Source organism: Vibrio sp. 10N.261.52.A1 (assembly GCF_002876325.1).
In the GTDB taxonomy this organism is placed as follows: domain Bacteria; phylum Pseudomonadota; class Gammaproteobacteria; order Enterobacterales; family Vibrionaceae; genus Vibrio; species Vibrio chagasii.
In genome coordinates, this window is the sequence record NZ_MCYD01000678.1 from 1 (window position 1) to 20,022 (window position 20,022).

Consider the following 20,022-nt stretch of genomic DNA (forward strand, 5'->3'; position numbering starts at 1 on the left):
TTTCGACAGATACAAAAAAGCGCCAATAAAAATCAGCGCTTTAAAATTCTTTTTAGCTAAATGCTAATTATTGAGCAACAACGTTTGCTGCTTGTAGGCCTTTTTGACCGTTTTCAACTTCGAAAGAAACCTTTTGGCCTTCTTTCAGAGTTTTGAAACCTTCAGAAACGATAGCACGGAAGTGTACGAATACGTCAGCGCCGCCGTTGTCTTGAGAAATGAAGCCGAAACCTTTCTCTTCGTTAAACCATTTTACAGTGCCAGTATTTGTGTTAGACATAATTTGTCCCTTATTCATAAATTTTCTAAATTGTTGATTGCATTCAATGCAATGCGCTGATAATTGAATTATTTAATATTGCTAAGAAATAAGGAAAAACTACTTACAAAAACGGGTAACGATTTTACATGTCAATTTTTTACTATTCATCTAACTTAAATAACTCCGGCTAACAGAGCGAGTGCATGTTAACACAGTCTTTCGAGATGTACACACATTGATTGCGAAATCAGTGTTTTTTTTGTCATACCGTGCGAATCTACAAAAAACACACTGAATTAGTGATAGTTTTATCGCTTCGCACAACACAACAAAAGGAAGCATCTCAGCTTCCTTTTATTCGATCATAATTATAGACGATATTAGCGTTTAAAGCTTACATCTTCAGTTTTATCTAGATTAATTTTGGTCTTCGCTGGTTGTGTCTCTGCGATCACTTTACCGTGACGTACTGAGTACTGCACAGGAACTTGGCGGCGCACTGCATCAAAGCCATTCTCTGCAGGAAGAATCAGTAGGCTACCAGGCTTACCTTCTTCGATACCATAGTTGTTTTGAATGTTCAGCGTGCGAGCCGAGTTTTTGCTAATTAAATCAAGCGAGTTGTTGATTTGGTCATAGCCCATCACTTGCGTCACATGTAGCCCCATATGGAGTACTTGAAGCATGTTTGCAGTGCCTAATGGGTACCATGGGTCGAACACATCATCGTGACCAAAACAGACGTTGATGTTCGCTGCTAGCATCTCTTTAACGCGAGTCACGCCACGACGTTTAGGGTAGTCATCGAAGCGGCCTTGTAAGTGAATGTTCACTAACGGGTTTGCAACGAAGTTGATGCCAGACATTTTCAATAGGCGGAATAGGCGAGATGCGTAAGCACCATTATAAGAGCCCATCGCTGTCGTATGGCTTGCTGTTACCTTTTCGCCCATTTCGAACTTATGAGCTAGGGCTGCCAGTGTCTCAACAAAACGAGATTGTTCGTCGTCGATTTCGTCACAGTGAACGTCGATGAGACAGTCGTATTTACGTGCAAGTTCAAATACATAGTGCAGCGATTCAACACCGTATTCACGAGTGAACTCAAAGTGTGGGATAGCACCGATAACGTCAGCACCGATCTTCACCGCTTCTTCAAGAAGTTCTTTGCCGTTAGGGTATGAAAGAATGCCTTCTTGAGGGAATGCAACGATCTGGATGTCGACCCATTCTTTCATCTCTTCACGTACTTCAACCATGGCTTTTAGCGCGACTAACGTTGGATCAGACACGTCTACGTGAGTACGAACGTGTTGTACACCGTTGGCAATCTGCCATTTCAAAGTTTGCTTCGCACGTGACTTAACATCTTCAATTGAAAGCAGTTCTTTACGCTCAGCCCAACGCTCAATACCTTCAAACAAGGTACCAGAGATATTCCAGTTAGGCTCACCAGCAGTTTGAGTCGTATCAAGGTGAATGTGCGGTTCACAGAAAGGAGAAACCGCAATGCCGCCTTGTGCATCAAGGATATCGCCTTGATGATTGATTTGCGCGTCATTATCGAGAATGCGAGAAAATTGACCATTTTCAATCAGAATCTGTTTCAAGCCTTCTTGGTCTTGAAGTTTCGCGTTCTTGATTAATAAGGTTGTCATAGTGTGTCCTTAAGCGGCCTGAGATTTCAGAGCTTTTTTATTCAATAGAGGGTTTAGCACTAGGTAACTGATTGCACCACCTAACACGGCGTTCAAAGGAACAACGCCAGGGAGGAAGTGACCTGCTGCTACGCCTGTTGCAACCGCGATAATGCCAGCCCAGTTAACGGTTTGGAACTCCGCATTTGCAAAATCTTTGTAACGTTTACGGTTCGCGAAGAAGTCGGCGATGATAACGCCACCAATTGGTGGAATCGCTAGCGAAAGGAAGGTTAACCAGCCAACAAAGTTGTTGTATAACCACAGCGCGAAAATCGTACCGATAATGCCGTTAATGATAGACATTGTAGTACTTGAGCGGCCTGTGATGTTAGAGAAGCCTAGGCCTGATGCGTAAAGCGCGTTTTCGTTGGTCGTCCAGATATTTAAACCTAGTACGATAATCGCAGGCAGTAGTAGACCTTGAGCGATCATCACATCTGAAATGTCCGCTTGACCTGTTGCTGCTGCACCAGCCGCACCGAAGATGAACATCAGCGAGTTACCGATGAAAAACGCGACCATGGTAATCAGTACTGCGCTCGCTGGTTTCTTACCGAAGCGCACGAAGTCAGCCGTTAATGTACCTGCACTAACAAATGAACCGACAACCATAGCTAAGGCCATTGAGAAGTCCATTGGCGTTTCTGGCTTGATAAGTTGTAGCTGCTCTAAACCACCAACACTGTCTACGGCTGTCAGTACTGAGTAACCACCCAGAATAGCAATAGCGGGAACGGCGACCGCTGACAGCACCATGAGCGCTTTAATACCGAAGTACACAGTACCTGTCATTAGCAAACCAGATACGATGATTAAGGTGTTGGTATCAATGCCTGTCGCTTTTTGTACTGGAATCGCGAACATCGCTACACCTACGCCAAACCAACCGACTTGTGTGCCACCAAGTAGAGCAGAAGGAAGCCATGAGCCTTTGGTACCGAAAGAGAAACGAGCAAGGAGGTGAGTAGAGAGGCCAGTAGATGAGCCGATGTAGCCAAGAAAAGAAGTGTAAATACCGAGAATTAGGTTACCGATGAGAACGGCGAGGAAGAAATCGTTGAATGAAAGGCCTGTCCCGAGTGAACCACCTGTCCACATACTTGCAGAGAAGAAAGTGAGTCCAAGCATTACCATGGTGAGTGAAGCAACTCCTTTCCTAGCCGATGTTGGAACCGGCCCTAGACTGTAGTTATTATCAGCAGCCATTTTTTAACCTCCGCAAATGATCAAAATTAAAATTAACGGTCGCCGTATTGCAGGCAAACGTGCGCATTATGGTGATATAAATCACATAGTCAATGCTAATTTTGTCAATAGAGCCGGCTTAAAATCAGTTTTCTTGTCAATTTCTATATAAAACATACGGTTATTTTTATGATTTATTTCGTAGAAATTAATAGAAAACGTTTTCTATAGCGTATTGGGTGTCTACTAGTGATGGTTGACTATGAATGTTGATTGTTATGCGATTGAATGGGTGTCTGTATCGAGGGGGGATTGGTTAGCCAAACGACAGGTAAAAAAATAGCCAACCGCAATAATCGCGATTGGCTTATATATTTTGTGAACAAGAATAGGTTCACTAACAACGTCAGTTGGCTAGGTGACCCTCGGCTTAAGAAGGGTCACTAGATTACATTGCAGTTAGTGTGCCAACTCTAAAACTCTTATTAATTGTCTGTTTTATAGCAATTTGGTGCGTATTTGAGCGATATGTTCGCATTTTAATATCTTGTTTTTGCATTTTGCAAATGCATTTTGCGATTTATAGTGGTTTGGTTTAGTCTAAAAGAAGAGTTGATTGTTCGATTGTTGGCTTTGCTTTGTGCGTAACACATATCACTTTAGAGTAAAAGACGAAAAAGCCCGTATGATATTTGATCATACGGGCTTTGAATTGTTCACCAATGAAGAAGGTGGTTAGATAGAGTAGAAGAAGTATAGCTGAGACTTCATTCTGATGATGATGCCACGGATAACATCGAGGAAGGCCATAAAGCTAATTGGCTTCTCACCACTAACCCAAGCAAGCCCTACTGAGCCGACAGGGATGTCGTAACCTTCTGTTTCATCAATCTTCAAACGAACGAAGTGGTGCTTGTTCTGAAGGTTTCGACCTGTGGTTACTCGAACCTGTTCATCGATACCTAATAAGCTGGCTTGTGCCTCACCCGTTGCTTCCACAATTCCTTCTACTGTCGCAGAGAAGATTTTCCCTGGGTATACCGCTGTTGCGAACTCCGCAGGCTGACCGACTTTGATGTTGCGAATCGCTTGGTGGTTTACTCGCATTAACACGTATTTCTCTTCGGTATACATTTGTATACGAGGCATCATCGAAACACGTTGCCCTTCACGAAGAATAAAGTTGGTAACAAAGCCATCTGATGGCGCCGTTACTTTCGTGCTATTCAAGTCCCACTGTGCTTGTGCCAATGTGGCTTTTGCAGAGTCGACCTCGGTTTGCTTCTTACTTACATTGGTTTCGGCTTTGTGGATGTTTAATTTAGCGTTCTCCGCATCTACTTCTTTTTTACTCAACTGAGATTCAAGCGTAGTGACGTTGTGTGTTGCTAAGTCCACCTTTGCGGTTTGTTGGTCGATGTCAGACTCTGTAATGGTGTGTTCAACCACACTGTTTTGCTTTTGATAACGATCCAGTGTCTTAGACTGCAAAACTAAGTCGGTCTTTGCTGACTCAATTTGTGCTATCGAAGCTTTGATGTCTTCAAGCGCTGATTGGTAGCTGACTTTTGCGATACTGACTTCTTGACGAGCGGTATCTAGAGCGACCTCTGCTGACTCTAACTGAACCTGTGCCTTGTCTCGAGCGATCACATATTTGGTGTCGTCGATCTCGTAGATCAATTGCCCTTCAGCCACGTCTTGGTTCGGGTGAATATGTACCTTCGTGGTTTTCCCAGACACATTGGTTGAATCTGGACGCAATTGAATGTGTGGCGATTGAACCACAGAGCCCCCAGACAAATCCATTGGCGTGAAGTTAATCAGTCCGACCCATACAAACATCAGCCATGATGTACCTCCAAGGTAAGCAAACGCTTTTGTGCCTTTGTTCCAAGGCATACCAATCAGTCTCAATAAATAGATGAACAGCGCCCAAATTGCTAAACCTTCTAACATGTTTGGTTCTCCTCACCTTTAGTTTTAGTCGTGGTTGAATCTTTTGGTGTTGGTGGTGCTTTCCATGTATCTCTCAGGTTGATAATGGCTTTCTCCATATCAACGAATGCTAAGATCACGGCGAGTACCCATACCCAGTGCCATAAAAATCCAATCCATGTGAGTGCTGTGATCAAACCGAGTTGTTGATGCTCTTTACTGTGAGCTTTATTGATTGGTAATTCATGAACACGCCAGAACCCGTAACATGCGGCGGCAATGGTTGCGACCAATACAACCCCCGCAACTACGTGTAGCGCTGTATCAGCGCCAGTTCCGACAAATGGGACACTTACTAAACTCATTGATAAACCCTAAGCTAAATTGAGCGCTGAGTGTGATAGATATCCGATTTATAGGTTGCAAATTTACCAATTACTTCAATAATGACAGGTAAATGATTTGATCTGTAATTACATTTCAGGGTTTATCACGAATGAACAATTGTAACTTCTTAAGAGCATTAGGAATTTTAGGCATTTATCAGTATGCGGCGGCTAACCGCGACATAGATATGGATTCTTTAGGCATTCCCAAGTCAGTCTTCGCTAACGCTTTGAACCTGATTCCTGTCAATGAAGTGGATAAATGGTACGGCTTACTCGAGCAGCAAACGAACGATCCCGACATTATTTTGAAGCTTGCCGATAGGGTGGATGTTGAGAGATTAGGGCCACTTGCTAACTGGTTCTTCTCCGGACACGACTTAGCTTCAACTATTCGTAGAGTCAATATTGGACTGCACTGTTTACAGTCGGGGGCTTTTCTCTATGGAACTCAGGCTGGGAGCTTAATTAAGTGGTGTTACGATAATCCTGAGTATTCTGAAGTTGGTAAGGTTCATGACTCAGTGCGTATCGCAATTTTCATGATGAAGATTATTAGGCGATATTTAGGGCCTGATTTCAAACCAGCGTTCGTTTCTATCGCAGGGTATCGTGAAAACGTTGACCTTTATGAAAAGTACTTCGGTTGCAATATTCAATGGGGCCAACCCCGCACCGAGGTTTGGATTCCAAGTAAGTCGAGACTATCGATTAATCAGTCACCGAGTGTTGGGAAAATGGGTTTGGCGATGAATTTTCATGATCTAGACAATTACCTCAATATGCCAGATGCCGGTGATGAACATAAAGTGACGTATGAGATGATCAACTACAGCCGCCACTTTGGGTTGCCGACCTTGTACAAGGTCTCGAGTTTACTGGGGTTATCTGAGCAACAGTTTCAACGGCGCTTGCATAAATTGGGTGTCAACTTTTCTACCATTATGGGTTATGCATTAAGCAATGTTGCTGTGGAGTTGTTGAGTTATAAATTGTCCATTGAAGAGGTTGCGAAACGCTTAGGCTATACCAATGTCGCGAGTTTTAATCGAATGTTTAAGAAACATCGAGGTTTAACACCGAAGCAATACATAGAAAGGTTCAGGAGCGATTTATAATGGCATTACTATGCGACATTGGTTTTTTGTAATCTGCTAGATAAATAAACCATTAGCCAGGTGCTGAGAACGAAAGGTGCCGTTAACGGGATGAGTTCTAGTCGATGAAAAATAAGGGTGATTAGGCAACTGCAGAGCATAACCGCGATAACCAACTGCCATGTAACTCTTGTTGGATAGAGAACGAGTGCCAATGTCGCTAAAATGGCGTTGTAGCCATACAACCCTTGAGAAATCAGTGTGTCATCAACACCAATCATGTCGCTAAACAGAGTGCTGATGACTGCAGCCAACACGATCCAAACTGCGTATTTGACGCTGTGGAGCGTGATAGCAATTAAAATAATCAGCCCTGTCCATTCGTTGTTGATAAAGCTGACTTGGCTGATCCCTTTAAGTATGGTCAGAATAAAAGTGGGCAGCAGAGTTCCAAAATCAACATCAATATTCATCAGCGGTATCCGATTAGAATCTGATGGAGAAAAGACCGAAAGGTCCAAGCTCGATTGAAGTGCATAAATCAGCCAAGCAATAAGGATAAACGCGCTGGTATAACCTCGATATTTATCAAATCTGAATACGATATTAGCGATAGGTACGGTGAGTAGTGCACCGAATATTGTTACTACCACCAATAGTGGCGTCACACCAAAAAAGTTTCCGATGAACAGAGCAATCAGCGCTCCGTTTAGCGCATACATTCCACTGTTTATGTGATGATTTGGTTTGCTGTTGGTATGACTAAATGTATAGACACCACGAGCCAATGTGTAGCTGCAACTCGCGCCAAGCAAGGTGAGTAAAGCCAGCGGAAGTGACTCCATTGAGATCGCAAACAATAGTAGAACCGACGTCACGAGAGAAGGGGTGAAATAGACTTGCCCAATACCATTGAGCAAGCCCTGATGTTGTTGAAAGTCCTTATTCGTCTGCATCGTCTGGCTACGTTATTTACTAATGTTAAAATTTTGATAAACCAGATTGTATACAACTATCCTCTATTGACCACCCTATCGTGCTAATTCTGATACCAACGTTCACCATAAGCTTGTTGGTAGTCAGGCTTTTCAATGAGCCCCTCTTGCTCGGGTACCGTTTCTAGTGGGCCCACAACGGTTCGATAGGGAAGTACCCCAGCCCATACAGGGATATCCATATCAGCCAGATCGTCATTCACACCATGCTTACCAATTTTCACCGATGCTTCAGTTAATGGTATCGCCAATAACTCAGTCGCAGTGAGCTCTTTTTTATTGCTCAGCCTAACCTCATCGGTTCTACCAGGGGCTATCTGCTCAATGAAGATATTCAGCAAGCGATCCTTTTCTTGATTGTCGTCGATGACTGAAAATGAACCCAGTACAACCGCTGAACGGTAGTGTGCGCTGTGATGAAAGGCTGAACGAGCCAACACCCAGCCATCAAATAGCGTGAATGTTAAACAGGTTGGTTCACCCTTTTTAAGCCCTCTAAGCAAGCGACTGTTTTTTGCACCATGAATGTAGACCATGTCACCCACTCGCCATGCCAACATTGGTATCACCATCGGCCCTTGTTCGCCCTGCAAAGCAATATGTGCGATTAAGCTTTCATCAATGATTTGATGCAGTTTCTCTTGTTCAAATACCGCTTTATGAGCCCCTTTCTTAATAGTGGTTCTTTTCGTGTTAGATAACATAATCGCTCCTTAATCATTGCCTTTTGATTAATGTAGCGATTAACTGGTCTATTAAATAGAGCCACTTTTAAACACTATTTGGATCCAGTTATGCAGCCTATCGATGTCGGTGACCTACAACTTAGTGAGCAACATGACACGCGTCAAACCGCTTTATTTCATGCGATCAGAGAGAAGATCGTTCAAGATTTATGGAGTAAAGGCAGCAAGTTACCTTCAACGCGCAAGTTGGCTGTTGAGTTATCGGTGAGCCGAAATACGGTGATCTACGCGTATGAGCAGTTAGTCACGGAGGGCTATATCGAAAGTCGTAAGGGATCTGGCTTTTATGTGTCGGTCGAACAGCCCGAACATTTCTTGAACTCGTCTCAACCTAACCTTGTTCAAAAGACGAGTCAGGTGGCTGCACAGGCTTCGGTAGTACCTAGAGCCATAGCGACAACGCATGATATCAATAGTGGCTTTGCCCCCGGAGTGCCTGATCTCAACGCTTTCCCTTTTGCGAAATGGCAAAGGCTACTGCAGCGACATTCAACGCGTCAAAACATTGCAGGCAACCAAGACGTCCAAGGGAGTGTGGCTTTACGAGATGCGCTCAGTGGCTATCTCGCGAGCAGTCGCTCAGTTCGCTGTCACGTTGATCGAGTTATTATCACGGCGGGGGCGCAACAAGCGATTTCCATTGGTTTGATGGCAACGTTGATGATGGGGGATGAACTATTGATGGAAGAACCTGGGTATCGACAAGTCCATAAAATCGTTGATCTGTTAAAGCTCAAATTAGACGGTGTGGCGGTGCGAGAAAAGGTTGGGCTTGATATCGATAAAGTCCTCTCCAGTAAAGCCAAGGCTTTGTACGTCACTCCAAGTAACCAATACCCGATGGGGACTACGCTTAATACTGAGCAGCGCCTTAAGCTGATTGATTGGGCGAACCAAAACCAATCTTGGATCATAGAGGATGACTATGACAGCGAGTTTCAGTTCGCTCACCGTCCATATACCAGTATGCAAGGGCTAGCGGGCAAGCTTGGCTTGGATGATCGTATTATCTATGTCGGCTCACTAAGTAAGGTGATGTTCAATGGCCTTCGTTTGGGGTATTTGGTGGTTCCAGAGCACTTGGTTGCAAAGTGTCTCGAGATTAAAGATGCGCTCAGTGGAGACACCGCAAGCCATACGCAAGAAGCATTGGCTGATTTTGTTCGTGAAGGTGATTTATTACGCCATATCAGGAAGATGCGTCGTTCGTATAAACTCAAGTACGAAGCGATGATCGATGCGATTGAAAGTGAGTTTAACGGCGACCTTGAGGTGATAAGCCAAGCGGCGGGACTGCATGTAACCGTCAAATGGAATGGTGGCATTTCTGAACATGAATGGAGCCGAAGAGCTGAGCTCGACAATATTATTATTCGCCCATTTTCTTTTTACGAATATGGCTCGAGTGTTGAGCGTGGTTGGAATGGGGCGTTATTGGGTTTTGGGAATATTCGTTTGGCAGAAATAAAGCCGAAGATCAAAGCGATCGCTCGGCTTTTTTATCAGTAAAGGTATCTGTAGTACTTATAACTTATCGATAGAAACTGTGGGTTTACCGAACCATTTTTGCCAAGGGAGTGACAATGTCACAAAAATCGTCACAGCATACAGCATTGACCAACTTAGGCAGATAAACACGATAGTGCAGATAACCAACGAAAGCATCGCCGTGTATTTAGAAGTACCTTTCAGAAGTCGGCAGGCGGCTAGCATTGCGAGCAGATAAACCAGAACAAAAATACCGTTAGCGAGCTTAAGAAAGAACTCAAGATCTAGATTGGACAGCTCGCCGATTACACATGAAATCAGTGCGATAACGCCGATTGCTAACGTTGGGCAGAGCGGCACTCCGCGGCTATTGAGCTGTGCCATTTTGCCATCAGGTCGGTGTTGACGAGCCTGAGCCCAGACCATTCGTGACAAGCTTTGGGTGTATAGATTCAGGCTAGCGAAACAGGCAAAGAAACCAAGCACACTGATAACAGCTTTAAACCCATTACCAAACAGTTGTTCAGTTAGCCATGGGATTGATGCGGCGTCAAATTCCGCAGAGCCATACGCACCTAGCTTGAGGATCACCACTGAACAAGCCCAATACATTAAGCCAGCAACGAAACAACCAACTATGATAGCAATAGGGAAATCTCTTTGAGGGTTTTTGAATTCCTCCCCCATATGAGCAAAAGCTTCGATTCCGACAAAACACCAAAACATCACTGCCAGTGCCGCGCCAATAGACCACATGGAGTCAGAGGATAGGCTAGGTACCGCTATATCGGTTACAGTGATCTCAGCCTTCCAAACGAAAGCACTAACTAAGGCAAAGATTGACAGGGCAATCACGGTTTGTAGGCGGCCGGAAGATTTACTGCCCATAAGATTGACCGCAATCAGTAGCGCTACGGTAAAGAACTGAGCTCCGAGTGGTGTGTCGAGCGGTGCTGGTAATAACTGTTGAGCAAAGCCGCCAGCTAATGCGATAGCAGCTGGAATACCCACGGGTACTACACTAACAAACAACCAAGCGACACTCGTTTCCAATCGTTCACTAAACGCTTGGCGAACAAAATAGGCAGTGCCTCCCGCGTTCGGGTAGCGTTTACCTAGCGCGGCGAAAGTGAGAGCAATAGGACAAATGGCGATAAACAGGATTAACCAGGCTAACAGTGATAATTGACCTGCAATACCTGCCGCGATAGCGGGAATCATAAATAGCCCAGTACCAAGCAAGGTTGTTGAAAGTTGCCCGATGCCGGACATTAGCGTGATTTCTTGTTTTAGCTGGGTCATTCGCTCTCCTAGCTTGTGACGATTTTGATCTGGGAATGGAAAGAGTGTGAATGAAAGCATACATTGTCGTCATCAATAATACAGCTAGCGAAACGTCGTAAGCCGCCGCCATTTTAACGGTATTTCTTGGATTAACGGTCAAAGTGTCGGCTGTCGTAAACAGCGACTGTTATAAGTTCAAGAGTTGTGTCAAATTAGGCGTGATAAATAGAACAATAAATGGGAAGAATCAAAAGCATGGATAAATTTGATCGCCAAATTTTGGATATCCTAAAAAGCAATGCTCGTTGCTCAGTGAGCGATATTGCGAGAGAAGTGAGCCTCTCTCGTTCGGCGGTGAATGCGCGAATTAAGAAGTTAGAAAGCGACAAAGTCATAAAAGGTTACTGCGCTCTTGTCGATGAGCCCAACCAAACGAAAAACGTATGCGCTTATATTTCGTTGAAGTTCGACCTGTCGAGCAGTGACCATAGTTGCGAGTCTTACGCGAACCAAATTCATGGTATTGACGGTGTGCAATGGTGCCACTCAATTAGTGGAGAGACTGATATGATGCTGTATGTCGAGGTCGAGAGTATGGAACGTTTAAATCAAGTTCGCGATCAGCTGCAAAGCTATCCAGAGCTTCGCCATCTAATGACTCATACCGTGTTGACCGAGTTTTTTAACAAGCTGAATCCGACGGTACATTCATGCTAGGCAATATTAACTTAAACCTACTGCGTTCATTACATGTCCTTCTTGAAGAGTGTCATGTGAGTCGAGCCGCACAACGTCTGCATATCACACAATCAGCGGTGAGCCGCCAACTTAGCCAGCTACGAGATTTATGTGGCGATCCTCTATTAGTGCGTGATGGTAATAAGCTGGTGCCAACCAATCGAGCTATTTTGCTTAAAGAGAAACTCGATGACCTACTCGGTGAATTTGACCACTTGCTAGATGACAAACCATTTGAACCTCAAGAGTGGCAGGGTGAGTTTGTATTGTCTTCTAGTGACTATGTTGCTCAGTATATTTTGCCAGTGATTGTTGCCGAGGTATCAGCAGACGCGCCGAACATCAATTTGGCCTACCGTTTGTGGCAGCCAAACTACCTTGAATCACTCAATGAATCAGGAATCCACTTGGCTTCCAGCATGTTTCCTAAAAAGCCGGAGCATGTCTCGAGCACCAAGCTTGGAGAGGACAAATCGGTGTGTTTAATGCGCAAATCACATCCATTGGCTCAGCAAGAGGCGTTAAGTTCCGAAGATATTGTCCAGTACTCTCATATCAAGGTGACTGGAGGAGGGGACAAAGACAGCTACGCCGATATTGCATTGAAAAAGCAAGGGCTGAAACGCAGAGTGGCATTTAAGGTTCCTTTCTTTTCATCGGCAAGTAACGTGTTAATGCAAGACGATTATTTGATGATCGTACCGGAACACATCGCCTATAACCTAGGTAGGCATCTAGAGGTTAAGTATTTTCCATTGCCATTCGAAACCGAAATGCACACCTATTGGTTGATGTGGCACCCAAAGTACGACAACGACTCTGCACATAAATGGGCTCGAGAAAAGGCGTTCGAGGCAATGCAAAAGTCGAGTTACAATATCAGTATGACTTGAAATCATACCTATGATGATTATCTTTGATTTCAAATAATACCAAGTGATAATTATGCTAACTATCAATGGTAGAGCGTTCAACTAGAACGCATGGTTTGACTAGGAATGGAATGATGACGGTAACAATTTGGTTTTCTTTATTGGCGATTTGCCTATTGGGAGCAATGTCTCCGGGGCCAAGTTTAGCAATGATCGCTAAACACAGCTTAGCTGGTGGTCGTATTAATGGGCTTATCGCTGCTTGGTCACACGCTGCGGGTATTGGTATTTATGCGTTTGCAACCATCGTAGGCTTAGCAGTGGTATTGGAGCAATCTCCAACGTTATTTAAAGGTATTAGCTTGGCGGGTGCAGCTTATCTGTTGTACTTGGGGGTCAATGCTCTGCGTTCGAAAGGTGGTGTAGCTGCCAAATTAGAAGCTGGTGAACAGATGAGCTACATGCAGTCTGCTCGTGAAGCTTTCTTAATCTCTATCTTGAGCCCTAAGATCGCACTGTTCTTCATCGCTCTGTTTAGCCAGTTTGTCGCGCTTGGCAATGAGCTGACCAACCAAGTGATTATTGTTTCGACTCCGCTGATTGTTGATGGCCTATGGTACACCTTCATCACCTTGGTGCTATCTAGCCCTCTCATTGTTGAACGAATCCGTTCAAAAGCGCAGTTGATTGATCGACTTTCAGGTATCGTTTTGATCTTGCTTGCTGTGCGTGTGGTGTGGACCATATAGCGTTAGGCAACTGACTCGCAAAAAAGATATGTATAAAAAAAGCTCACAGCGAGTCGCTAGTGAGCTTTTTAGCTTTTATGAGTTTGTCTGACTAACCTGCCGAGTTTAGCACTGAATCTAGTTTGGCCATTGAGTCGGAGAAGTAAGGGTTATACGTTAGGCGAGCGTGATTTTTACCTTCTTCACGGTATCCCCATGCTGAATACCACACTTCGCTGTTCGCATTACACTTTTCCTCAAAGCCCTCTTCTTGCCCGTTAGAGCAGATTTTCTCACTACCATTGATACCGTAATACGGATTGTTTGGTGAGAACAACAAGCCCATGTGAGAACCGTTTGAGATACGTTGCTCTGGGATTTTCATGCTGTATTGTACAGCGCGAGGGTCATCGAGCTTAGTTTCCCCTTGCCATACCAATACGTTATTCGGATTCGGCATAGATTCAGTAAACGCCTGTTGAACGAAATTAGTGTCAATCACACTGTCGCCTTCGCTCATCATAATGAACACTGGCTTGTCGAATTGTTTCTCTTTTAAGTCGTCACGAACGATTTCTGAGGTCTCGTAGTATACCGATGCTCCGTTCATTGGCAGTGAGTTATAACGCAGTATGTTGTCTTCAGGATCTTGGTCCGCCCAAGTCACAAAATAGCTCGCTAGCCCCGCGTATTGCACGGCCGATGAATTCGGTTGAAATGCAGGTGAAAACAACAGTAATCCTGCGATCTTTGAATCCTTCATCGCTTGTGAAGTCACAAGGTTTGCACCGGTAGAGTAACCGCCTAGCCATACTGAATCGTACTCTTGCTCAAGTAACTTAGTATGATGAGCCACCACGCCTTGCCAATCTTCGAGATGCGGTCGCATTAAGTCACCTGCTCGGCTGCCGTGACCTGGAAGCAGCACGGTTCTCACCAAGTAACCTTGGTCGGCTAAATGTTCTGCAATGTCTTTGAACGAATACGGCGAGTCACCTAATCCATGGACCAACAGAACTGCTTTACCATTTGGTGAGGTAGGTTGGTACTCGGTGGGTGAATTAAGTTGGACCTCTAATTGCTTGTCTTCGGTGATGAACACACGGTTTTTTAATAGCCAGTCTTGTGTTTTGGTCACATAGGCATCGAAGCTGTCTTGCTGATATTCAGGTAGGCTTGGCGAAGCTTCGTAAGCTGGAGTGATGGTCTCGTTAGAGCATCCAACGAGACCTAAAGTCGTAATAGCGAGCAGAGTTAGGACGGTCTTTCTATGCATTATTTGGTGTTGTCTCTATCGTTGTTGTCTTGAAGCAAAAGCTTAGACTATTTTCTATTCGAAAGGTCTTCGTATTCGCCTTCAATAACACCAGCATCAGATGTTGATGAGTGATGAGTGTTCATATGAGCTGCGAAGCCTTGTTTCTTCATTTGATTCTGAATGCGCTTGCCAGTAATCAAAGCTGCAATAGCCAAAGGAATAGCAAGGATCAAGCTTGTGAATAGCGCCAAAAGGCCAGTAAATAGCGCAACAATCGTAACTAATATATTTTTCATATTCATTCCTCTTTTTCTATGTTGTTACTTTATCGCTCCTTTTCTGAACGAAACATGAACGCCGTAAAATAATTGTCGAGAGTCACTATGACACGTATGTGTTTGCTTTGGTTCGTAAAATGTAGTCATAATCACGCACTAAAACTACGGGTTATGATTAACTCCTTAAAAATCAGATAATTAAAAGTTGGCACGCTTGATGCTCTATAGGGTTTGGAATAAGTCACTGTAAGCGAAGTACTTACAGCTAATAAAAATTACTGGAGCCCCTATATGTTCTGTATTCAATGTGAACAAACTATTCAAACACCCACTGTAAAAGGCTGTTCTTTCGCACAAGGTATGTGTGGAAAAACATCGGAAGTATCCGACCTTCAAGATGTGTTGGTGTATTCTCTTCAAGGTGTTTCTTTTTGGGCAAACTTAGGTCGCACTTGCGATGTTATTGATACTGAAATCGATGAGTGGGCGCCAAAAGCGTTCTTCGCGACACTCACTAACGTGAACTTCGACCCTGCTCGTATCATTGAATTTGCTCAGCAATCTCACGAATTTAAACAGCGTCTAGAGCAAAAAGTTCGTGCAGCTGCTACGTTAATCGGTTTCGAAATCCCAGCGCTTTCTCCTGCCGCGCAATTCGACCTTCCTACGGACTCTTCAGAGCTTTTAGCGCTTGCACCACAAGCTGCGGTTAACCGTGGTCATGAATCTCAACACGAAGATGTGATTGGTCTTCGTCTTCTCTGTCTATACGGCTTAAAAGGTGCAGCTGCGTATATGGAGCACGCTCGCGTTCTTGGCCAAACAGACAATGCTATCTTTGCTGAATACCATGAGATTATGGCTTTCCTAGGTACCGATCCAACTGACCTAAAACAGTTACTGGATACATCAATGCAGATCGGCTTGATGAACTACAAAGTAATGGAAATGCTAGACAAGGGTGAGACAGACACATTTGGTCACCCTCAACCAACAATCGTGAATGTGAAGACTAAGGCAGGCCACTGTATTCTTGTTTCTGGCCATGACCTGCATGATCTCGAGAAGATCCTTCAACAAACGGAAGGCAAGGGCATCAACGTTTACACCAACGGCGAGATGCTACCTGCACACGGTTACCCTGAACTGCACAAATACCCACACCTTGCGGGTAACTACGGTAGCGCTTGGCAGAACCAGCAGAAAGAGTTCGCGAACTTCCCTGGTGCGATTGTGATGACGTCTAACTGTCTGCTTAACCCAGATGTGGGGGCGTATGCTGACCGTCTGTTTACACGTAGCATTGTTGGCTGGCCGGGTGTTGCTCACCTTGAAGGCGACGATTTCAGTGCAGTAATCGATTGTGCACTTGCACAAGAAGGCTTCAAGCATGACGAGATCGAGCAAGTGATCACTGTCGGCTTTGGTCGTAATGCACTGATGGAAGCAGCACCTGCGGTTGTTGAACAAGTGAAAGAAGGCAACATCAAACACTTCTTCCTTGTGGGCGGTTGTGACGGTGACAAATCTGAGCGCAGCTACTACACAGACTTCACTGCTCAAGCACCAGAAGACTCAGTTATCCTAACTTTGGCGTGTGGTAAGTTCCGTTTCAACAAAAACCAGTTTGGTGACATCAATGGCATTCCTCGTCTGTTAGATGTGGGTCAATGTAACGATGCGTACTCAGCGATTCAGCTTGCGCTTGCACTGTCTCAAGAGTTTGACTGTGGCATTAACGAACTACCACTAACGCTGGTTCTATCTTGGTTTGAGCAAAAAGCGATTGTTATTCTGCTTACTTTGTTTGCGCTAGGTGTGAAAGGCATTTACACAGGCCCAACAGCGCCAGCATTCCTAACAGAAAACCTACTTAAGATTATTCAAGATGAGTTCGACATGCGTGCTATCTCAACGCCAGAGCAAGATCTTAAAACAATCTTAGCGGCTTAATGTAAGCCAACTCCTAAGCCCCGTTGTTGTAACGTTTTATAAAAGCGACAACGGCGGGGCTCTTTCGATTTTAATCTTTAGAGCAAGGTAAACCTACGATGTATGCATGGTCGGATCGCGATTCAATCAATTTAGTGTGCTTAAAGAAATGGCACGAAACACCAGATACGGTCAGCTTTGAGTTGGGGAGTATCCCACAAGACTTGCACTTCAATTTCAAGCCGGGGCAGTTCATCACTTTGGGCTTAGATATGCCAACAAAAACCGATTATCGAGCTTACTCTGTTGCTTCTTGCCCAGAGGATAATCGCCTAAAGCTTACGGTTAAACGTGTTGAAGGTGGCTTGGTGTCTAATTTTATTGTCGATGAGCTTGATGAAGGCGATGAGGTTGCTGTTTTAAAGCCTGCTGGTGGCTTTAACTGTATTGATTGCATGCCGACTGAGAGCAAGAAGGTAACGTTAGTCAGTGCAGGTTGTGGTATCACACCTGTTATGGCGATGGTGAAGTATTGGTTGTCTCAAGATAGTGAGATAGAGATAGACTTCGTCCATATGGCGCGCAATAAGCGAGAGACGATTTATTTCGAAGAGCTTCACCAACTTGATGAAACTTACTCTAATTTTAATCTGAAGCTATTACTTAAAGACAACCAAGGCACCACGGCCCCTCAAGGTCGATTGGATAAGAATTGGCTGGTCAATCTAAGCCCTGACATTTTAGATCGCACCGTCTATCTGTGTGGCCCAGTTGGTTTCATGCACGACATAGAAAGCTATCTAAAAGAACTTGAGTTCAACATGGATAACTTCTATCAAGAAAGCTTTACACCGGCTACTCAGAATGCTCATTCAGAAGAGCCTCAAACTGAAGTCGCTGACAATGAGAACAGTGCAGTTAAAGTATTTGTCCCAACGTTTGGCAAAGAAGTGGAAGCAGAAGTGGGTACGCCACTTGCTGATTCACTAGAGCAAGCGGGTGTGCCAATTATTATTGCGTGTCGCAGCGGTATTTGTGGCTCTTGCAAATGCAAAGTGACCAAAGGTTCGGTGGAATCAAGCAGCCAAGAAACTCTGACAGCAGAGGAGGTAGAGCAAGGTTATGTACTGGCATGTTCAAGCTCGATTCAGTCGGATGTCGAGGTAGAGCTTTAGAAGAGATGGTGTATCAGAACTTCTGATATAAAAAGGCCACTCAGATCCGTTAGAGAGAGCAGATCTAAGTGGCAACCCTTCTGTTTATACGGGGGAGTAAAACAAAAGGGGTTACGAAGCCTGAAACAGGCTTCGCAGATATAGTTATTATGTTGTGGAGCTTGTTTTACTCAGAGATATTAAACCGCTGGGTAAGTCTTGTAGCGAACACCCATCATCTGTTCCATACAGTGAACAACTTGGCAGCTGTAGCCAAACTCGTTGTCGTACCAGATGTAAAGAACAGCGCGGTTGTCTTGCGCGATAGTTGCAACACCGTCAACGACGCCAGGGTGGCGAGAGCCAACCAAGTCAGTAGATACAATCTCAGTTGAATCGGTGTAATCAATTTGAGCGGATAGGGCAGAAGACAGCGCCATTTCACGTAGGTACGCGTTTAGCTCGTCTTTGTTGGTACCTTTCTCAAGATTTAGGTTTGCTACTGCCATTGAAACATTCGGCGTAGGGACACGAATCGCATTACCTGTTAGCTTACCTTCCATCTCTGGCATTGCTTTTGATACTGCTTTTGCAGCACCAGTTGATGTCAGTACCATGTTCAATGAAGCAGCACGACCACGACGATCACCTGAGTGGAAGTTATCAATCAGGTTTTGGTCATTGGTGAATGAGTGAACCGTTTCGATATGACCAGACAGAACACCGAACTTGTCGTGAACTGCTTTCAACACTGGTGTAATTGCGTTCGTTGTACAGCTTGCCGCAGAGATGATGGTGTCTTCAGGTTGAATCACATCTTCATTTACACCGAACACAACGTTTTTGATGTCACCTTTGCCAGGTGCAGTAAGCAGCACTTTGCTTGCACCGTTACACGCTACGTGTTGGCTTAGGCCTTCTGCGTCGCGCCACACACCTGTGTTATCAACAACCAGTGCGTTGTCGATGCCGTAAGCCGTGTAATCCACGTCTTCTGGTTTATTTGCGTAGATAACTTGGATGAAATTACCGTTAACGATGATCGCTTTGCGCTCTTGATCTACAACGATGCTGCCGTTGAATTGGCCATGAACTGAGTCACGACGTAGTAGGCTTGCACGTTTTTCTAAATCACCGTCTTTACCACCACGAACCACAATTGCACGTAAACGAAGTGGGTAACCTGGACCGCTTTTCTCTACAAGAATACGAGTTAGTAGACGACCGATACGACCAAAACCGTATAACACAACGTCGCGAGGTGTGGTCATCGCTTCGCCTTCTAATGAACCCATTAGAGCCGTTTGAAGGAAATCATCCATCGCGCTGAGATCTTCGTGGTTTTCCCAGTACTGAGCTGCTAGACGACCAACATCCACGCGGCAAGGAGACAAGCGCATTGATAGTAGGTGTTGGATAATTGGTTGAGTTTGTTCTGCGGTTAGCGGTGAGCCTGTGTAGCGTTTTGCGATGCGGTGAGCTTTGATGATGTCGATCGTTGTTGCGTTGACTAAGGTCTTACCGAAGAGGATAACTTCTACGCCTTTTTGGCGGTATAACTGACCTAAAGTTGGAGCGATGGATTCAGCAATAGTTTGACTAGTTTGCCAGTCTAGGAGGTGCTTTTCGGGACTCATCTTTACTCGGGACCTTTCACGTTAAGTTCTGCAGTCATGGCGGTTGTAGGGAAGCCAATCAGCATGGGGGGTTGAGCTATCAAGCGGTGGTCTTTTGTGCCACTTAAATGTGCTTGATATGCGTTGTATGTAACTTGTAATTTTTATGTGGCAGGATTGTAAGGTACGACTGGTTATTCTGCTAGGAAAAATAAATGCAGACAAACTATCTGTAAGTTGGCGTGATATTAGCCATAAATCAAGTTTTATACGTAGATAAAGGTTATTGACTTTAACAATCTGTAGCACTTAATTTTCGCCAAAAAATACTCAAATCAAAATATGATATGTAATGAAAGTCATAG

General features: G+C 44.5%; 18 protein-coding genes. 7 read left to right on the top strand and 11 right to left on the bottom strand.

Annotated features, from left to right (window positions below; genetic code table 11):
* Nucleotides 1–67: 67 nt before the first annotated feature.
* From BCT81_RS13100 to BCT81_RS13120, 5 genes are all read right to left on the bottom strand, one after another.
* Nucleotides 68–280 (bottom strand): cold-shock protein, encoded by a 213-nt coding sequence (locus tag BCT81_RS13100; RefSeq protein WP_004740083.1) that lies wholly within the window; start codon nt 278–280, stop codon nt 68–70.
* Nucleotides 281–642: 362 nt separating this feature from the next.
* Nucleotides 643–1,920, bottom strand: coding sequence for a cytosine deaminase (locus BCT81_RS13105; protein ID WP_102424696.1), 1,278 nt, complete (start codon nt 1,918–1,920; stop codon nt 643–645).
* A 9-nt stretch (nt 1,921–1,929) separates the two neighbouring features.
* Nucleotides 1,930–3,168 carry a cytosine permease gene (gene codB, locus BCT81_RS13110; protein ID WP_032498227.1) on the bottom strand — a complete coding sequence of 413 codons (1,239 nt, stop codon included), beginning with the start codon at nt 3,166–3,168 and terminating at the stop codon, nt 1,930–1,932.
* Between the two features lie 714 nt (nt 3,169–3,882).
* The gene (locus BCT81_RS13115; protein ID WP_102424697.1) at nt 3,883–5,106 is read right to left on the bottom strand and encodes a biotin/lipoyl-binding protein; all 1,224 of its coding nucleotides are present in this window, start codon (nt 5,104–5,106) and stop codon (nt 3,883–3,885) included.
* Nucleotides 5,100–5,450: an MFS transporter gene (locus BCT81_RS13120; protein ID WP_102424698.1), complete on the bottom strand. Its 351-nt coding sequence runs from the start codon at nt 5,448–5,450 to the stop codon at nt 5,100–5,102. Before BCT81_RS13120 ends, BCT81_RS13115 begins: the two co-directional genes overlap by 7 nt.
* Before the next feature lie 131 nt (nt 5,451–5,581).
* Between BCT81_RS13120 and BCT81_RS13125 the strand changes: the two genes are divergently transcribed.
* Complete coding sequence (locus BCT81_RS13125) at nt 5,582–6,589, top strand: AraC family transcriptional regulator (protein WP_102424699.1); 1,008 nt, start codon at nt 5,582–5,584, stop codon at nt 6,587–6,589.
* An 8-nt stretch (nt 6,590–6,597) separates the two neighbouring features.
* Here the strand turns inward: BCT81_RS13125 and BCT81_RS13130 are convergent, their stop codons facing one another.
* Together BCT81_RS13130 and BCT81_RS13135 are read right to left on the bottom strand one after the other, a co-directional pair.
* Nucleotides 6,598–7,524 carry an urea transporter gene (locus tag BCT81_RS13130; protein ID WP_102424700.1) on the bottom strand — a complete coding sequence of 309 codons (927 nt, stop codon included), beginning with the start codon at nt 7,522–7,524 and terminating at the stop codon, nt 6,598–6,600.
* 83 nt (nt 7,525–7,607) lie between these two features.
* Nucleotides 7,608–8,267 carry a pyridoxamine 5'-phosphate oxidase family protein gene (locus tag BCT81_RS13135; RefSeq protein ID WP_102424701.1) on the bottom strand — a complete coding sequence of 220 codons (660 nt, stop codon included), beginning with the start codon at nt 8,265–8,267 and terminating at the stop codon, nt 7,608–7,610.
* A 90-nt stretch (nt 8,268–8,357) separates the two neighbouring features.
* Here BCT81_RS13135 and BCT81_RS13140 point away from each other — a divergent pair, with 90 nt between their 5' ends.
* Nucleotides 8,358–9,818 carry a PLP-dependent aminotransferase family protein gene (locus tag BCT81_RS13140; RefSeq protein WP_102424702.1) on the top strand — a complete coding sequence of 487 codons (1,461 nt, stop codon included), beginning with the start codon at nt 8,358–8,360 and terminating at the stop codon, nt 9,816–9,818.
* A gap of 15 nt (nt 9,819–9,833) precedes the next feature.
* On the opposite strand, the gene yjeH is transcribed toward BCT81_RS13140, so the two are convergent.
* Entirely contained in the window at nt 9,834–11,099 is a 1,266-nt protein-coding gene (gene yjeH / locus BCT81_RS13145; RefSeq protein WP_102424703.1) for an L-methionine/branched-chain amino acid transporter, read from the bottom strand.
* Nucleotides 11,100–11,336: 237 nt separating this feature from the next.
* Between yjeH and BCT81_RS13150 the strand changes: the two genes are divergently transcribed.
* The 3 genes from BCT81_RS13150 to BCT81_RS13160 all read left to right on the top strand — a co-directional run bounded on the left by BCT81_RS13150 (nt 11,337) and on the right by BCT81_RS13160 (nt 13,440).
* Nucleotides 11,337–11,798 carry an Lrp/AsnC family transcriptional regulator gene (locus BCT81_RS13150; protein ID WP_102424710.1) on the top strand — a complete coding sequence of 154 codons (462 nt, stop codon included), beginning with the start codon at nt 11,337–11,339 and terminating at the stop codon, nt 11,796–11,798.
* Nucleotides 11,792–12,712 carry a LysR family transcriptional regulator gene (locus tag BCT81_RS13155; protein WP_102424704.1) on the top strand — a complete coding sequence of 307 codons (921 nt, stop codon included), beginning with the start codon at nt 11,792–11,794 and terminating at the stop codon, nt 12,710–12,712. The genes BCT81_RS13150 and BCT81_RS13155 overlap by 7 nt, the downstream gene beginning before the upstream one ends.
* A 113-nt stretch (nt 12,713–12,825) precedes the next feature.
* Entirely contained in the window at nt 12,826–13,440 is a 615-nt protein-coding gene (locus BCT81_RS13160) for a LysE family translocator (protein ID WP_102424705.1), read from the top strand.
* 91 nt (nt 13,441–13,531) lie between these two features.
* Here BCT81_RS13160 and BCT81_RS13165 read toward each other — a convergent pair whose 3' ends face one another.
* Together BCT81_RS13165 and BCT81_RS13170 are read right to left on the bottom strand one after the other, a co-directional pair.
* Entirely contained in the window at nt 13,532–14,695 is a 1,164-nt protein-coding gene (locus BCT81_RS13165; RefSeq protein WP_102424706.1) for an alpha/beta fold hydrolase, read from the bottom strand.
* A 47-nt stretch (nt 14,696–14,742) separates the two neighbouring features.
* Nucleotides 14,743–14,973 carry a hypothetical protein gene (locus BCT81_RS13170; RefSeq protein WP_008217274.1) on the bottom strand — a complete coding sequence of 77 codons (231 nt, stop codon included), beginning with the start codon at nt 14,971–14,973 and terminating at the stop codon, nt 14,743–14,745.
* Nucleotides 14,974–15,246: 273 nt separating this feature from the next.
* Between BCT81_RS13170 and hcp the strand changes: the two genes are divergently transcribed.
* Together hcp and BCT81_RS13180 are read left to right on the top strand one after the other, a co-directional pair.
* Nucleotides 15,247–16,908, top strand: coding sequence for a hydroxylamine reductase (hcp, locus tag BCT81_RS13175; RefSeq protein WP_102424707.1), 1,662 nt, complete (start codon nt 15,247–15,249; stop codon nt 16,906–16,908).
* A gap of 98 nt (nt 16,909–17,006) precedes the next feature.
* Nucleotides 17,007–18,062 (top strand): hybrid-cluster NAD(P)-dependent oxidoreductase, encoded by a 1,056-nt coding sequence (locus BCT81_RS13180; RefSeq protein WP_102424708.1) that lies wholly within the window; start codon nt 17,007–17,009, stop codon nt 18,060–18,062.
* A gap of 179 nt (nt 18,063–18,241) precedes the next feature.
* Here BCT81_RS13180 and BCT81_RS13185 read toward each other — a convergent pair whose 3' ends face one another.
* Nucleotides 18,242–19,678 (bottom strand): glyceraldehyde-3-phosphate dehydrogenase, encoded by a 1,437-nt coding sequence (locus BCT81_RS13185; RefSeq protein ID WP_102424709.1) that lies wholly within the window; start codon nt 19,676–19,678, stop codon nt 18,242–18,244.
* Between the last annotated feature and the right edge of the window lie 344 nt (nt 19,679–20,022).

Excerpts from the sequence above, each read along its gene's own strand:
- BCT81_RS13115 (WP_102424697.1), bottom strand. The coding sequence starts at position 5,106 with ATGTTAGAAGGTTTAGCAATTTGGGCGCTGTTCATCTATTTATTGAGA.
- BCT81_RS13125 (WP_102424699.1), top strand. The coding sequence starts at position 5,582 with ATGAACAATTGTAACTTCTTAAGAGCATTAGGAATTTTAGGCATTTAT.
- BCT81_RS13170 (WP_008217274.1), bottom strand. The coding sequence starts at position 14,973 with ATGAAAAATATATTAGTTACGATTGTTGCGCTATTTACTGGCCTTTTG.
- BCT81_RS13140 (WP_102424702.1), top strand. The coding sequence starts at position 8,358 with ATGCAGCCTATCGATGTCGGTGACCTACAACTTAGTGAGCAACATGAC.
- BCT81_RS13120 (WP_102424698.1), bottom strand. The coding sequence starts at position 5,450 with ATGAGTTTAGTAAGTGTCCCATTTGTCGGAACTGGCGCTGATACAGCG.
- BCT81_RS13105 (WP_102424696.1), bottom strand. The coding sequence starts at position 1,920 with ATGACAACCTTATTAATCAAGAACGCGAAACTTCAAGACCAAGAAGGC.
- BCT81_RS13150 (WP_102424710.1), top strand. The coding sequence starts at position 11,337 with ATGGATAAATTTGATCGCCAAATTTTGGATATCCTAAAAAGCAATGCT.
- codB (WP_032498227.1), bottom strand. The coding sequence starts at position 3,168 with ATGGCTGCTGATAATAACTACAGTCTAGGGCCGGTTCCAACATCGGCT.
- BCT81_RS13165 (WP_102424706.1), bottom strand. The coding sequence starts at position 14,695 with ATGCATAGAAAGACCGTCCTAACTCTGCTCGCTATTACGACTTTAGGT.
- hcp (WP_102424707.1), top strand. The coding sequence starts at position 15,247 with ATGTTCTGTATTCAATGTGAACAAACTATTCAAACACCCACTGTAAAA.
- BCT81_RS13100 (WP_004740083.1), bottom strand. The coding sequence starts at position 280 with ATGTCTAACACAAATACTGGCACTGTAAAATGGTTTAACGAAGAGAAA.
- BCT81_RS13135 (WP_102424701.1), bottom strand. The coding sequence starts at position 8,267 with ATGTTATCTAACACGAAAAGAACCACTATTAAGAAAGGGGCTCATAAA.
- BCT81_RS13160 (WP_102424705.1), top strand. The coding sequence starts at position 12,826 with ATGACGGTAACAATTTGGTTTTCTTTATTGGCGATTTGCCTATTGGGA.
- BCT81_RS13185 (WP_102424709.1), bottom strand. The coding sequence starts at position 19,678 with ATGAGTCCCGAAAAGCACCTCCTAGACTGGCAAACTAGTCAAACTATT.
- BCT81_RS13180 (WP_102424708.1), top strand. The coding sequence starts at position 17,007 with ATGTATGCATGGTCGGATCGCGATTCAATCAATTTAGTGTGCTTAAAG.
- BCT81_RS13130 (WP_102424700.1), bottom strand. The coding sequence starts at position 7,524 with ATGCAGACGAATAAGGACTTTCAACAACATCAGGGCTTGCTCAATGGT.
- yjeH (WP_102424703.1), bottom strand. The coding sequence starts at position 11,099 with ATGACCCAGCTAAAACAAGAAATCACGCTAATGTCCGGCATCGGGCAA.
- BCT81_RS13155 (WP_102424704.1), top strand. The coding sequence starts at position 11,792 with ATGCTAGGCAATATTAACTTAAACCTACTGCGTTCATTACATGTCCTT.